Below are 12687 nucleotides of genomic sequence, written 5' to 3'. Positions count from 1 at the left end.
CCGGATCAGGACTTGAACGCCTCGGAACAGAGAGATTGCAACTTGGGGTAGATTGCAGACCAGGATGCAATCACAGCGTCCCATCCCGCAGCACAGTCGTCGGGTCGGGCCTGAGAACCGTACCGCCGGCTTCCTCCACCAGCAGCATGCCGGCCAGGCAATCCCAGGCGTTCATATGCTCTTCGACATAGCCGAGCAGCCGGCCGGAGGCGGCATAGGCGAGCATCAGGGCGCCCGAGGCGTTGCGGAAGAAGACGCCGCCCTCCGCCATGATCAGCCGGATCAGCACGGTGACATGTTCCGTCGCCGCCCGGTTCGAAAGCCCGGTTCCAACCGAACCTTCGCCCAGGCTCGCGGCCTGGCTTGCCTTGATCGGCCGGCCGTTGACGAAGGCGCCGCCGCCGCGGTGGCCGTGGAATGTTTCGCCGGTCGAGGGTTCATGGATCACGCCGACGACGGTCTCGCCATCCCTGGCGCGGGCGATCACCACGGCCCAGGCTGGAATGCCGCGCACGAAATTCGCGGTGCCGTCGATCGGATCGATCACCCAGACATAGCCGGTCGACCCGGTGACCGCTTCATGTTCCTCGCCGACAATGCCGTCCTTTGGGTAGTCGGCGGCGATTGCGGCGCGAATGAACAACTCCACCTCGCGATCGCCATCCGAGACCAGGTCCTGATGGCCCTTGCTCTCGATGGTCAGGTTTTCGAGGTCGCGAAAGTATCTCAGGCCGAGTTCGCCGGCGCGTCGCGCCAGCTCGATGGCAAAGCGCATGCGCGCGTCAAGGTCGTTTGTCACGGGATGCTCAATCCAGCGGAAGGATGCTTGCCCTTAGCAGACGGGCGCTGTCAGCAAAAGCGTTGAGCTGCCTCAGGCCGCTTGCGACAGCGATTTGTGGACGTCGGCCAGCATCTCGAATGAGCGCACCCGCGCCGCATGGTCGTAAATCTGCGCCGTCACCATCAGTTCGTCGGCGCCGGTGCGGCGCACGAAGGCGTCGATGCCTTGCCTGACCGTTCCCGGCGAACCGACGACGGCGCAGGACAGCGCCTGGCCAAGCATGGTTTTCGCCATCGCGTCGAGGCTGGCTTCGTAGCCTTCGACCGGCGGTGGCAGCCGGCCCGGCCGTCCAGTGCGCAGATTGACGAAGGCCTGCTGCAGCGAGGTGAACAACAGCCGCGCCTCAGCGTCGGAGGGCGCGGCAAAGACATTGAGGCCGAGCATGACATAGGGCTTGTCGAGCTGGTCGGACGGCTGGAAGCGCGAGCGGTAGATCTCCAGCGCATGGTCGAGCTCGGCCGGCGCGAAATGCGAGGCGAACGCATAGGGCAGGCCGAGCATGGCGGCGAGCTGCGCGCCATAGAGGCTGGAGCCGAGGATCCAGACCGGCACCTGCTGGCCTTCGCCGGGCACGGCGCGCAGACGCTGACCCTCCTCGGCCGGCAGGAAATAGCCCATCAGCTCGACGACATCCTGCGGGAAATTGTCGGCGCCGGCCTCCAGATTGCGGCGCAAGGCCCGCGCCGTTCCCATGTCGGTTCCGGGCGCTCGGCCAAGGCCGAGGTCGATGCGGCCGGGATATAGTGCCGCCAGCGTGCCGAACTGCTCGGCGATGACCAGCGGCGAATGGTTGGGCAGCATGATGCCACCGGCGCCGACGCGGATCGTCCTGGTGCCGCCCGCGACATGGGCGATGACGACGGAAGTGGCCGCACTGGCGATGCCCGGCATGTTGTGGTGCTCGGCCAGCCAGTAGCGCTTGTAGCCGAGACGCTCGGCGTGGCGGGCGAGGTCGAGGGAATTGGCCAGCGACTGCGATGCATTGCTGCCTTCGACGATCGGCGACAGGTCGAGAACGGAAAGGGCGGTCATGCGGTCTCCACGATTTTCTTGTCCCGCAGCTTGGCCTCGAAGGCGGCCCGGTCGGGCATGATGATTTCGAGCTGGCTTTCCAGCACGTCGGCAAGCTCGGCGGCTGTTGCGATTTCTCTTTGCTCGGTGCGGCCGCCAAGATGATGCGTCGACAGCCGGTTGTTGCGCAGCGCATAGCGCCGGTCGGGCAAGGCACGCGCCGCGATCACCGTTGACAGGAAATGCGAGTCCGGATGGGTCGACAGGAAATGGCTGCTGACCGCGTAGTCGATCTCGTAGTTCTGCTGCATGTCGAAACGGTAGATGGTGCGCCAGTCGCCGCCGATATCGGCCTGCAGGCGAAAATGATCGCCGGCCTCGATGATGCGAAAGTTTTCATGCGGGGTCTGCTGCTCGAGCCCGGGCTCGAGCAGCAGCGGCGCCGTCAGCGTCAACCCGCCGAAGCCGACATCGGCGATGTAGGTTCGTCCATCGAGTTCGATGCGGAGCAGCATGTGGCTGCGCGCGGTAATAGTGTCGTCAGGTTGGCCCCACAGCACCCGCGCGGCAAGGCCGCTGACCTCGAAGCCAAGCGCCTTCAGCGCATGCAGGAAAATCAAATTGTGCTCGTAGCAATAACCGCCGCGGCCGCGCGCGAAGATCTTGTCCTGCAGCGAGGCGAGATCGAGCTTTACCGGAGTGCCCAGGAACGGGTCGAGATTTTCGAACGCGATCGCTTGCGGGTGCTGCCGATGCAATGCCGTCAGCGCCTCCAGCGACGCATCTGTCCGGCCACGGTAGCCGATGCGGGCGAAATAGGCGTCGATGTCGAAGGAAGCGTCGGTCATGGAAGGAAGTCCGGCTTGACCGGGTCGATATAGGCACTCCACCCCGAGACGACAAACAGGCGGTAAACAATTGCCTGTCGTCTATGCCCGCGCCTTGTCGGTCTCCTCGGCCGGATCCTCCTCGACGACTGCGCTGTGTTGCGCCGCCAGGAAATTGCCGACATGGCTGAGACCGTCGAAATGGTCGCAGAACACCTTGATGACGACCAGCAGCGGCACCGCCATCAGCGCGCCGACGAACCCCCACAGCCACGACCAGAAGGCGATGGCTATGAAGACCGCCACGGCATTGATCTCCAGCCGCCGGCCGACCACCATCGGCGTCACGAACTGGCCTTCGACGACGTCGCACAGCAACACGAAGGCGGGTGCCAGCAGCGCGAAGGAGATGCTGTCGAAGCTGATCAGCGCGATGACCGTGACGAGCAAAAGCGTGATCAGCGCGCCGACATAGGGAAGGAAGTTGAGCAGTGCCGCCGCCGCGCCCCAGACCTGTGGGTTGGGCATGCCGAGCCCCCATAGGCCGAGGCCGATCACCGTGCCGAGTCCGGCATTGATGACGGCGATGGTGAGCAGATAGTGCGAGATCTCGTGCTCGACGTCGTAAACGACACGCAGCGCCCGCTTCTTTTCGCTGAGGCTGGCAAAGGACTGGATGATCTTCTCGTAGAACATCGTGCCCGAGGCAAGCAGGAACAGCGACAGCACGAAGACGATGGTGATGCTGGTGCCCGCCGACAGGATGTTGCCAGCTGCCGAAGACAGGATGCCCGACTGCGCGAAGGTTACCTTTTGCACGCCCGGTTCCTGTGAGGTCTCGGTCAGCCCCTCCAGCTGGTGCGCAATCTGCATGACCCTTTCGAGCGGGCGCTTAAGTTGCGCCAACCGTTCCGTCAGCTGCTGGCCGATCGACGAGGTGTTGTTGATGAGGTCGATGACCGGACCGCTGAGCAGATAGCCGGCGCTGGCTAGGAAGACGACCGACAGCAGCACCAGCAACGTCGCCGACAACACGTCGGGTACGCCGTGCTTGCGCAGGAAGCGCACGATCGGCGTCAGCGTCAGTGCCAGCAGGAAGGCGAGGATGACCGGCATGAAGAAGGCACGGGCGAAATAGAGCGCGTAGATGACCATCAGGATGAAGATGCCGATGAGCAGCGACCGCATCAGGCGAACATCCGCGCGGGCTTCGGCGCGCGGATCCGGGCTTTCGGCAGCGCCTGCGCCCGAGGCTGACGGTTCGGCCTTCATCGTTTCCCCTCGAGCGCACCGCAATCGGTGCGATTCATCGGCGGAAACGCCCTCGTCAAGCCAAAGTTCCGTTAGCCGGCAACGACCGCGATGCGGACTTCGCCATGGCTATGCGGCGGGCGCTGCCACCGCGGCGGAGGCCCGGTTGAAAGCAGGAGGCTGTTGAGCGTTGGGCTCCGTGGGCACGCCGCAAACCGTTGCCGCCCAGGAACTGCGCATCGAGTGCATCCGAGATGATGGAGGCTGCTGGCAAATCGTAGAGTGCAACGGTTCGCGAACAAGCCCGTCGCTCAGGCGACGGGCGCTGCCGCCGCTGGCGCGGATTTCGCGGTTTCCTTGCGCACGATCGGTGCCACCTTGGTGCCGTAGAGTTCGATCGCCTTCATGATCTTGGCGTGCGGCATGATGCCGATCGCCATCTGCAGCAGGAAGCGGTCATTGCCGAAGATCTTGTGCTGGGCGACGATCTTCTCGGCCACCTGTTCGGGATTGCCGACGAACAGCGCGCCGTTCGGGCCGCGCGACTGGTCGAAATGCGCCCGAGAGGTCGGACCCCAGCCGCGCTCGCGGCCGATGCGGTTCATCACCTCGGCCTGCGGTCCGTAGAAATCGTCGGCCGCCTTCTCGGTGGTCTCGGCGATGAAGCCGTGCACGTTGAGGCTGGTGGCGAGGCTTGCCGGGTCGTTGCCGGCGCGTCTTGCCGCCTCGCGGTAGACCTCGAACAGCGGCGCGAAGCGCGCCGGCTCGCCGCCGATGATGGCAAGCGCCAAGGGCAGACCGAGCGCGCCCGCGCGGGCGGCAGACTGTGGCGTCCCACCGATCGCGATCCAGATCGGCAGTTTTTCCTGGAAGGGACGCGGATAGACGCCGCGGCCGTTGATCGGCGCCCGCAGCCGGCCTTGCCAGGTCACCTTGACGCTGTCTCGGATGGCCAGCAAAAGGTCGAGCTTCTCGGCGAAGAGCTCGTCATAGTCCTCGAGATTGTAGCCGAACAGCGGGAAGGATTCGATGAACGAGCCGCGCCCGGCCATGATCTCGGCCCGGCCGCCGGACAGAAGGTCGAGCGTCGCAAACTGCTGGAAGACACGCACCGGATCGTCGGAGGACAAAACGGTGACCGCGCTGGTCAGCTTGATGCGCTTGGTGCGCTCTGCCGCCGCAGCCAGCGCCACCACGGGCGCCGATGCGGCATAGTCCGGGCGGTGATGCTCGCCCAGCCCGAACACGTCGAGGCCTACCTGGTCGGCCAACTCGATCTCCTCGATCAAATTGCGCAGACGCTCATGCGGCCCGATGGCGCCGGGACCCGGTTCCGGGCTGACGTCGGCAAAAGTGTAGAGACCGAGTTCCATGGCATGTCATCCCAATGTTTGATTTTCGGGCTAGAGGTAGCGATCGGCCGGCCGTGCCACCAGAGGGGCGGACGGTGAACAGTGCATGTCGATTCCGGTTGAAGATGCGTCTCCCGGCTGCAACAGCCCAGAATTTCATGGCTGGCATACCGTTTTGGCGCTTGAACTCTCGGTTTTCGCGCGTATGTAAGCGTCGCGAATTGACTTCAGGGAAGTGGACTTGGCTATCTACAGGGAAAAAGACATTTTCGAGCGGCGCAATGCCGCAAACGAGGCAAAGAAGGCGCTTCTGGAGCGTTTCAAGTCAAAGCCGGCGGCAGATGATCCTGCGGTGCTGGCGCGACAGGCCGAACGCAAGGCAATCCTCGAGGCACGTGCGACACGCGAGGCCGAAAAGGCCAGGCTGAAGCAGGAAAAGCTTGCGCGCGAAGCGATCGAGAAGGCCGAGCGCGAGGCAGCCGCTGAAGCGGCCCGCATCGCTGCTGAAGAAGCAGCGCAAGCGGAGGCCAAGATTCGGGAAGCCGAAGAAAACGAGCGCATTGCCCGTCTGCTTGCCGACGAAGCCGAACGCAAGGCCAAGCGCGACGCACGTTACGCGGCACGCAAGCAGCGCACCGGCAGGACGCCTCCGGGCTTCTCCGCCCGCTAGCTTTCGGCGCGATCGACTCGGATCGAATGCCAGGGCCGCCCGCGGCGGCCCGGAACGCGTTTCTGCATCCAAATTTTGCCAGGCATGGGAGCGGGCGGCCTGCCTGCATCAGGCGGCGAGCTTCAACCCCATGATGCCGCAGACGATGAGCGCGATGCAGCCGAGCCGGATCGCGGTCGCTGGCTCGCCGAGCAGCCAGATGCCGAGCAGCGCCGTGCCGACGGTGCCGATGCCGGTCCATACCGCATAGGCCGTGCCGACCGGCAGCGCCTTCAGCGCCAGGCCGAGCAAGCCCAGGCTGACGATCATCGAAGCCACGGTCAGGACGGTCGGCACCAGCTTCGAGAAGCCATCGGTGTATTTGAGGCCGATCGCCCAGCCGATCTCGAATAGGCCGGCGAAGAACAGGTAAATCCACGACATCGGGTACGCTCCGTTCGGTGCGTGTCGCCCAAAAGTGCGCGGTTTTTGGGATAACGCCACGCACACAGCAACACTTTGGCGGGTCGTCCCGGCCGAATTTCGGGGAGGGCGCGAGGTCATCCTCGCCGCTTCGATATAGGAAGCTCCGCCTGCCCGATCAACAAAACACCGGCAGCACTGTTCATGCCGCCGGTTTGTAAATCTGCGCCGAAACGGATTGGCCGGGATTAGAAATGTCCCGAGCGGCCTACTTTTCCTTGAGCCTCATCGCCTTGACCGGTGGCGCCTTGAGCGCCGGGGCTGCGGCAGGCTTCTTCGCATCCTTCTTCGGCTTGCGGGCTTCCTTGCCCGCCTTCATCGCACCTTTAGCCATGATTCGCTCCTCCAATTGGTGGCCCCGAAGTGAAACAAGAGATTGGTCCGACTGCAAGAGCCTGTTGCATCTCGACGCGCCAGTCGTGGTCCTGTCAACGCATTTTCTATTTTCCTCGTCAACGGCCCCGGACCATGCGATGGTCTTCTGAGCACTGCAGCATCAATCCGGCTTTCCCCGGATGACGATCAGGCAGGCCGGTCAGGACGAGAATGCGAATCCATATCGGCTGCGAGATGAGCTTCGACTTTCCGCAGGAAACACCTTTAATCGCGATGCTCAATGTCCACTATTCCAGGGCATCCGATCTCGAACGGCCGGATTTCCTGACCTCCAACCCACCGGTGCCGATCGAAAGCTATCGCGACAGCTTCGGCAATTGGTGCAACCGTTTTGTCGCCCCGGCCGGGCGCTTCACCTTCGGCACCGATGCGGTGATCCGCGACCCCGGCACCTTCGAGATGGGCGACCTGATGGCCTGGCAGCACGAGGTGCGCGACCTGCCGTCGGACACGCTGCTGTTCCTGCTGCCCAGCCGCTATTGCGAGAGCGATGTGCTGGCAGACGAAGCGTGGCGGCTGTTCGGCAACACGCCGCTCGGCGTTCGACGTGTCCAGGCGGTCTGCGACTTCGTTCACAACCACATCGTCTTCAACTACGGCAATGCGCGGCCGACGCGCACGGCAGCCGAAGCCTATCGCGAGCAAAGCGGTGTCTGCCGCGACTTCGCCCATCTGGCGGTCGCCTTCTGTCGGGCGCTAAACATCCCGACCCGCTACTGCACCGGCTACATCAGCGACATCGGCACGCCAAAGCCATGGTCGAGCATGGACTTCGCCGCCTGGATGGAGGTCTATCTCGGCGGCCGCTGGCACGCTTTCGATCCGCGCAACAACGCCCCGCGCATCGGCCGCATCCTGATTGCCTCGGGCCGCGACGCGGCCGATGTGCCGCTGACCCATATCTTCGGGCCGGGCACGCTCGCCGGCTTCAAGGTATGGACCGACGAGGTCATCGAGTAAGGGCTCGCGATGCCCGCCTTCCCTCTGAACGACTGGACCCTTTGCGCGTTGTGAATGCCTGTGGAGCTTTGGCGGGTTGGCCGCTAGGCTCTCGGGAGCATCGGACAGGGTAGAAAACCATGGCGGCGCATGGCGGGTCGAGGAAGGTCATCTATGCGGCGCTCGCCGGCAATCTTGCCATCGCGCTGACCAAATTCGCCGCCGCCTTCTTCACCGGCAGCTCGGCCATGCTGTCGGAGGGCGTCCATTCACTGGTCGACACCGGCAATGGCGGGCTGCTGCTCTACGGCATGCATCGCGCCGCCCGACCGCCCGACCGCATGCATCCGCTCGGTCACGGCCGCGAGCTCTATTTCTGGAGCTTTATCGTCGCACTTCTCGTCTTCGCGCTCGGCGCCGGTGTGTCGTTCTACGAAGGCGTGATGCACATCGTGGCGCCCGAGCCGGTCGCGAATGCAATGGTCAACTATGTCGTGCTCGGCCTCTCCTTCCTGTTCGAGGGCAGTTCCTGGTACGTGGCGCTGAAGGAATTCCGCCGCGAGAAGGGCAGGCTCGGCTGGATCGAGGCGGTGCAACTCAGCAAGGATCCGAGCGTCTACACGGTGCTGTTCGAGGACAGCGCCGCGCTGCTCGGCCTGATCGTCGCCTTTGCCGGAATATTGGCGGCGGAGATATTCGCGATGCCTGAGCTCGATGGTGCAGCGTCGATCGGCATCGCTATGATCCTCGGCGCCACCGCCATCTTCCTGGCGCGCGAAAGCAAGGGCCTGCTGCTCGGCGAACCGGCCTCGCCCGAAGTGCAGAAGAAGGTGCTGGCGATTGCCCAGAAAGACCCAGCGGTGCAGCGCGCCAATGGCATCTTGAGCGTCCATATCGGCCCGCAGGAAATCGTCGCCGGCCTCAGCATCGAATTCGAGGATCATATGACCGCGCCCGAGATCGAGGCCTGCGTCGAGCGGCTGGAGGCGCGGCTGAAAACGGAAATGCCGGAGATTTCGCGGCTGTTCGTCAAGCCGCAGTCGGCTGGAACCTGGGAGCGCCGCCGCAAGGCGATCGAGAAGGCATCCGGAGAGGCTCTGGACTAGTCGACAGCCGTTGCCTCACGACCGCGCTGCACTAAGATTGCAGTTGGAATTCGGGAGAAGCGAAGATGAGAATTGACGGCGGGTGCCATTGCGGTGCCATCACCTATGAGGCCGAGGTCGATCCGGAAAAGACCTCGATCTGCCACTGCACGGATTGCCAGAAACTAACCGGCACGGCATTCCGGGTGACGGTTCCGGCACCGGAAAGCAACTACAGGATCACCAGCGGCACACCGAAGGTCTATATCAAGACCGGATCCACTGGCGCCAAGCGTGCCCAGGGCTTTTGCGGCGAGTGCGGATCGCACCTCTATGCGACATCGGTCGGCGATGGCCCGAAGATCTACGGCATCAGGGTCGGCACGGCGCATCAGCGCGAGGACCTGGTCCCGAGGAAACAGGTTTGGCACCGCTCGGCATTGCACTGGTTGCCGGAATTTGAAGGCATGACGACCGTCGAGGAACAGTAGCAGCCGGCGCGGCGGCTCAGTCGTCGCCCTCGACCACTCGCAGCCGCAACTGGCCTGTCTTGGAGTCGGCGACGCGCGCGCCGGTCTCGACCTTGCCAGCACTGGGGCGCGGGGGCTCGGCTTCGCCTTCGGCGAACTCCAGCGCTTCGATCTTCTGGCCGCGCTTGGTCACTTTTGATGTAGAAACGAGGATGTCGTCGATGTCCTTCGTCGCCTGGCCGAAATGCGTCTGCAGCCGGCGCACCCGCTCGTCGACGCGCGCAACGTCCTCCATCAGCCTGATGACCTCTCCCTGGATCAGATGCGCCTGCTCGCGCATGCGGGCATCCTTGAGGATCGCCTGGATGACCTGGATCGACAGCATCAGCAGCGACGGCGAGACGATGATGACGCGGGCGCGGTGCGCCTTCTGCACCACCGCCTCGAAATTCTCGTGGATCTCGGCGAACACCGATTCCGAGGGCACGAACATGAAGGCGGTGTCCTGCGTCTCGCCCTGGATCAGGTATTTTTCGGCGATATCGCGGACATGGATTTCGATGTCGCGACGGAACGCCTGTGCGGCGACTTTCTGCAGGTCGGTGCCGTCGGCGGCGCGGATGGCGTTCCATGCCTCCAGCGGGAATTTTGCGTCGACGGCCAGTGAAGGCGCGCCGTTCGGCATCCTCACCAGGCAGTCGGGCCGGCTGCCGTTCGACAAGGTGGCCTGGAATTCGTAGGCGCCATGCGGCAGGCCGTCGGCGACGATCGCCTCCATGCGCGACTGGCCGAAGGCGCCGCGCGTCTGCTTGTTGGAGAGGATCGCCTGCAATTGCACCACCTGGCCGGCGAGCGACTGGATATTGCCTTGCGCCGTATCGATCACCGCCAGCCGCTCCTGCAATTTGGCAAGGCTCTCATGCGTCGATTTGGTCTGCTCGGTCATGGTCTGGCCAAGACGCCCGGTCATCGCATCAAGCCGCTGGCCGATCGACTGGGTGAGTTCGGCCTGCCGCGCGCCGAACACTTCGGCGATCGCGCCCATGCGGCCCTGCATCTCGGCCTGGCTCTGCAGGATGCCGGCCATCCGCGCCTCGGCATCGCGGGCGTGGTCGGCGGCTTCCGCCGCCGCCACCGCGCGCGCCCTGGCCGACCGCCACAGCGCGACGATCAACGACAGGAACAGGCCGAGAAACAGCACCGTGCCGAAGGCCAGCGCATGGCCGAGCGTGAACGTGCTAGCGCCGAGCCGGGCGACGGGTTCGGAAAGGATGGAGGTCAGGTCGTTCATGGTTGCCAGCATAGATGATTCGGTCCGCCGGCACAGATCAAAACGTGAACGGCCTCCGATTGCCCCCGTTGACGCTTTTCCTGTGACGTCTTAGGTGAGACGCCATGTCGATCAAGCCGCTTATCATTCTTCCCGATCCCGTCCTGCGCCAGGTTTCCAAACCGGTCGAGCGTGTCGACGCGCCCTTGCGCAAGCTGGCCGGCGACATGCTGGACACCATGTATGACGCGCCCGGCATCGGTCTCGCGGCAATTCAGATCGGCCAGCCGCTGCGCATGCTGGTCATCGACCTTGCCAAGGAAGACGACACGCCGGCGCCGCATATCTTCATCAATCCGGAGATCCTCGAAAGTTCCGACCAGCGCTCGGTCTACGAGGAAGGCTGCCTGTCGATCCCGGACTATTATGCCGAGGTCGAGCGCCCGGCCTCGGTGCGGGTGAAGTACCTCGACCGCGACGGCAAGCTGCAGGAGATGCAGGCCGAAGGCTTGATGGCGACCTGCCTGCAGCACGAGATCGACCATCTCAACGGCGTGCTGTTCATCGACCACATATCGAAGCTGAAGCGCGACATGGTGGTGAAGAAGTTCAAGAAGCTCGCCAAGGACAAGGCGCCGGGCAAGATGGTGGGATAGGGGCATGCCCCTTCGCGTCATCTTCATGGGCACGCCGGAGTTTTCCGTGCCAACGCTGCGGGCGATCGCCGAGGCCGGTCACGAAATAGCAGCCGTCTACACGCAGCCGCCCCGCGCCGCGGGCCGGCGCGGGCTGGAACTGACGCCGTCGCCGGTGCAGCGCGAGGCGGAGCGGCTGGGCATCGAGGTGCGGACGCCGACCTCGCTGAAGGGCGAGGCGGAACAGCAGGCATTCGCCGCCCTGCGCGCCGATGTCGCAGTGGTCGTCGCCTATGGGCTGCTGCTGCCGAAGGCGGTTCTGGAGGCAACCCGGCTCGGCTGCCTCAACGGCCATGCGTCGCTTCTGCCGCGCTGGCGGGGTGCTGCTCCCATCCAGCGCGCCATCATGGCCGGCGACGCCGAAACCGGCATGATGGTGATGCGGATGGAGGAAGGCCTCGATACCGGTCCGGTGGCAATGGTTGAAAAATGCGCCATCGCACCCGATATGACGGCCGGCGCGTTGCATGACCGGCTGATGGACATGGGCGCTTCGCTGATCGTGGAAGCATTGACGCGGCTGGGGATAAATTGTCTGACATTTACCCAACAGGCGACGGCGGGGGTGACCTACGCCAAAAAGATCGATAAATCGGAGACGCGCGTAGACTGGACGCGGCCTGCCGGCGAAGTCCACAATCACATTCGCGGCCTCTCGCCCTTTCCGGGCGCGTGGTGCGAGGTCGACATTGGCGGCCGCATGGAGCGGCTGAAACTGCTTCGCTCGACGCTTACGGATGGCGTCGGCGAGTCGGGAGGAGTTCTCGATGACCGGCTGACGGTCGCCTGCGGGTCAGGCGCAATCAGGTTGGTCGAAGTGCAACGGGCGGGCGGAAGGCCCACCACCGCGCAGGAGTTTTTGCGCGGAGCCAAGATCGAAAAAGGAACGAAACTCTCATGAGCATGATGTCGATACGCGCGGCGACGCCGCGGGATCGCGAGGCGATCCGCCTCGTCGAGGAACATGCATTCGGCCAGCAGGCGGAGGCCGGGCTGGTCGACGCGCTGGTCACCGGCGGCGATGCCGTCGTCGAACTGGTGGCGGAAGAGGACGGCCAGGTGGTCGGCCACATCCTGTTTTCCAGGCTTTTCGTGGGCAACGGCGGCAAGAGCTTCCCGGCCGTGGCGCTGGCGCCGCTGGCCGTCGAACCGTCTTTCCATGGCTCGGGCATTGGCGGCGCGCTGATCCGCGAGGCGCATATCCGCCTCAAGGACGCCGGCGAGAGCCTGGCTGTGGTGCTCGGCGATCCGGCCTATTACGGCCGCTTCGGCTACACCCACGCCCGCGCCGAAAACTTCGAAAGCGAGTATCAGGGCGAAGCGCTGCAGGCGCTGGCCTGGGGCGACGCTCCTGAGGCGGGCAAGCTCGTCTACGCTTCGGCCTTTACCGCACTCGCCGCTTAAGCGGCGAGTGCACT

15 protein-coding genes are annotated in these 12687 nt (G+C 64.3%); 7 read left to right on the top strand and 8 right to left on the bottom strand.

Features of this window, described 5'->3' with window-relative positions; translation table 11 throughout:
* Window positions 1-70: 70 nt before the first annotated feature.
* The 5 genes from AC04SI_RS16605 to AC04SI_RS16585 all read right to left on the bottom strand — a co-directional run bounded on the left by AC04SI_RS16605 (window position 71) and on the right by AC04SI_RS16585 (window position 5303).
* The gene (locus tag AC04SI_RS16605) at window positions 71-799 is read right to left on the bottom strand and encodes an inositol monophosphatase family protein (protein WP_404274454.1); all 729 of its coding nucleotides are present in this window, start codon (window positions 797-799) and stop codon (window positions 71-73) included.
* A gap of 72 nt (window positions 800-871) precedes the next feature.
* On the bottom strand, window positions 872-1873 hold the full coding sequence (locus AC04SI_RS16600; protein ID WP_404274455.1) for an LLM class flavin-dependent oxidoreductase: 1002 nt from the start codon (window positions 1871-1873) through the stop codon (window positions 872-874).
* A complete protein-coding gene (locus AC04SI_RS16595; RefSeq protein ID WP_488474508.1) occupies window positions 1870-2700 on the bottom strand; it encodes an arylamine N-acetyltransferase family protein in 831 nt (276 codons plus the stop codon). The genes AC04SI_RS16600 and AC04SI_RS16595 overlap by 4 nt, the downstream gene beginning before the upstream one ends.
* 81 nt (window positions 2701-2781) lie before the next feature.
* A complete protein-coding gene (locus AC04SI_RS16590) occupies window positions 2782-3951 on the bottom strand; it encodes an AI-2E family transporter (RefSeq protein ID WP_404274459.1) in 1170 nt (389 codons plus the stop codon).
* Between the two features lie 290 nt (window positions 3952-4241).
* Window positions 4242-5303 carry an LLM class flavin-dependent oxidoreductase gene (locus AC04SI_RS16585; protein WP_488474507.1) on the bottom strand — a complete coding sequence of 354 codons (1062 nt, stop codon included), beginning with the start codon at window positions 5301-5303 and terminating at the stop codon, window positions 4242-4244.
* A 220-nt stretch (window positions 5304-5523) separates the two neighbouring features.
* Between AC04SI_RS16585 and AC04SI_RS16580 the strand changes: the two genes are divergently transcribed.
* Window positions 5524-5952 carry a DUF6481 family protein gene (locus AC04SI_RS16580; protein ID WP_192178173.1) on the top strand — a complete coding sequence of 143 codons (429 nt, stop codon included), beginning with the start codon at window positions 5524-5526 and terminating at the stop codon, window positions 5950-5952.
* A 108-nt stretch (window positions 5953-6060) separates the two neighbouring features.
* Here the strand turns inward: AC04SI_RS16580 and sugE are convergent, their stop codons facing one another.
* Together sugE and AC04SI_RS16570 are read right to left on the bottom strand one after the other, a co-directional pair.
* On the bottom strand, window positions 6061-6375 hold the full coding sequence (gene sugE, locus AC04SI_RS16575) for a quaternary ammonium compound efflux SMR transporter SugE (RefSeq protein ID WP_436246547.1): 315 nt from the start codon (window positions 6373-6375) through the stop codon (window positions 6061-6063).
* Window positions 6376-6622: 247 nt separating this feature from the next.
* On the bottom strand, window positions 6623-6748 hold the full coding sequence (locus tag AC04SI_RS16570) for a hypothetical protein (protein WP_006200611.1): 126 nt from the start codon (window positions 6746-6748) through the stop codon (window positions 6623-6625).
* A 212-nt stretch (window positions 6749-6960) separates the two neighbouring features.
* On the opposite strand from AC04SI_RS16570, the gene AC04SI_RS16565 reads away from it, so the two are divergent.
* From AC04SI_RS16565 to AC04SI_RS16555, 3 genes are all read left to right on the top strand, one after another.
* The gene (locus AC04SI_RS16565) at window positions 6961-7770 is read left to right on the top strand and encodes a transglutaminase-like domain-containing protein (protein ID WP_404274465.1); all 810 of its coding nucleotides are present in this window, start codon (window positions 6961-6963) and stop codon (window positions 7768-7770) included.
* A gap of 119 nt (window positions 7771-7889) precedes the next feature.
* On the top strand, window positions 7890-8855 hold the full coding sequence (locus AC04SI_RS16560) for a cation diffusion facilitator family transporter (protein WP_404274467.1): 966 nt from the start codon (window positions 7890-7892) through the stop codon (window positions 8853-8855).
* 65 nt (window positions 8856-8920) lie between these two features.
* Window positions 8921-9325, top strand: coding sequence for a GFA family protein (locus AC04SI_RS16555; protein ID WP_404274469.1), 405 nt, complete (start codon window positions 8921-8923; stop codon window positions 9323-9325).
* A 16-nt stretch (window positions 9326-9341) separates the two neighbouring features.
* Here the strand turns inward: AC04SI_RS16555 and AC04SI_RS16550 are convergent, their stop codons facing one another.
* Window positions 9342-10595 carry a DNA recombination protein RmuC gene (locus AC04SI_RS16550; protein WP_404275336.1) on the bottom strand — a complete coding sequence of 418 codons (1254 nt, stop codon included), beginning with the start codon at window positions 10593-10595 and terminating at the stop codon, window positions 9342-9344.
* Between the two features lie 104 nt (window positions 10596-10699).
* Here AC04SI_RS16550 and def point away from each other — a divergent pair, with 104 nt between their 5' ends.
* From def to AC04SI_RS16535, 3 genes are read left to right on the top strand one after another with little or no spacing between them, the layout of a single operon-like run.
* Window positions 10700-11230: a peptide deformylase gene (gene def, locus AC04SI_RS16545; protein ID WP_488474506.1), complete on the top strand. Its 531-nt coding sequence runs from the start codon at window positions 10700-10702 to the stop codon at window positions 11228-11230.
* Window positions 11231-11234: 4 nt separating this feature from the next.
* On the top strand, window positions 11235-12170 hold the full coding sequence (gene fmt / locus AC04SI_RS16540; protein WP_404274472.1) for a methionyl-tRNA formyltransferase: 936 nt from the start codon (window positions 11235-11237) through the stop codon (window positions 12168-12170).
* Window positions 12167-12673 (top strand): GNAT family N-acetyltransferase, encoded by a 507-nt coding sequence (locus AC04SI_RS16535; RefSeq protein ID WP_006200618.1) that lies wholly within the window; start codon window positions 12167-12169, stop codon window positions 12671-12673. Before fmt ends, AC04SI_RS16535 begins: the two co-directional genes overlap by 4 nt.
* The last annotated feature ends 14 nt before the right edge of the window (window positions 12674-12687 follow it).

It is taken from the genome of Mesorhizobium sp. CNPSo 4689, assembly GCF_057784325.1.
Note: the sequence above shows the minus strand (reverse complement) of the source record. Positions and strands in the feature narration are given on the sequence as shown.

Excerpts from the sequence above, each read along its gene's own strand:
- AC04SI_RS16600 (WP_404274455.1), bottom strand. The coding sequence starts at position 1,873 with ATGACCGCCCTTTCCGTTCTCGACCTGTCGCCGATCGTCGAAGGCAGC.
- AC04SI_RS16595 (WP_488474508.1), bottom strand. The coding sequence starts at position 2,700 with ATGACCGACGCTTCCTTCGACATCGACGCCTATTTCGCCCGCATCGGC.
- AC04SI_RS16590 (WP_404274459.1), bottom strand. The coding sequence starts at position 3,951 with ATGAAGGCCGAACCGTCAGCCTCGGGCGCAGGCGCTGCCGAAAGCCCG.
- AC04SI_RS16585 (WP_488474507.1), bottom strand. The coding sequence starts at position 5,303 with ATGGAACTCGGTCTCTACACTTTTGCCGACGTCAGCCCGGAACCGGGT.
- sugE (WP_436246547.1), bottom strand. The coding sequence starts at position 6,375 with ATGTCGTGGATTTACCTGTTCTTCGCCGGCCTATTCGAGATCGGCTGG.
- AC04SI_RS16570 (WP_006200611.1), bottom strand. The coding sequence starts at position 6,748 with ATGGCTAAAGGTGCGATGAAGGCGGGCAAGGAAGCCCGCAAGCCGAAG.
- AC04SI_RS16565 (WP_404274465.1), top strand. The coding sequence starts at position 6,961 with ATGCGAATCCATATCGGCTGCGAGATGAGCTTCGACTTTCCGCAGGAA.
- AC04SI_RS16560 (WP_404274467.1), top strand. The coding sequence starts at position 7,890 with ATGGCGGCGCATGGCGGGTCGAGGAAGGTCATCTATGCGGCGCTCGCC.
- AC04SI_RS16555 (WP_404274469.1), top strand. The coding sequence starts at position 8,921 with ATGAGAATTGACGGCGGGTGCCATTGCGGTGCCATCACCTATGAGGCC.
- AC04SI_RS16550 (WP_404275336.1), bottom strand. The coding sequence starts at position 10,595 with ATGAACGACCTGACCTCCATCCTTTCCGAACCCGTCGCCCGGCTCGGC.
- def (WP_488474506.1), top strand. The coding sequence starts at position 10,700 with ATGTCGATCAAGCCGCTTATCATTCTTCCCGATCCCGTCCTGCGCCAG.
- fmt (WP_404274472.1), top strand. The coding sequence starts at position 11,235 with ATGCCCCTTCGCGTCATCTTCATGGGCACGCCGGAGTTTTCCGTGCCA.
- AC04SI_RS16535 (WP_006200618.1), top strand. The coding sequence starts at position 12,167 with ATGAGCATGATGTCGATACGCGCGGCGACGCCGCGGGATCGCGAGGCG.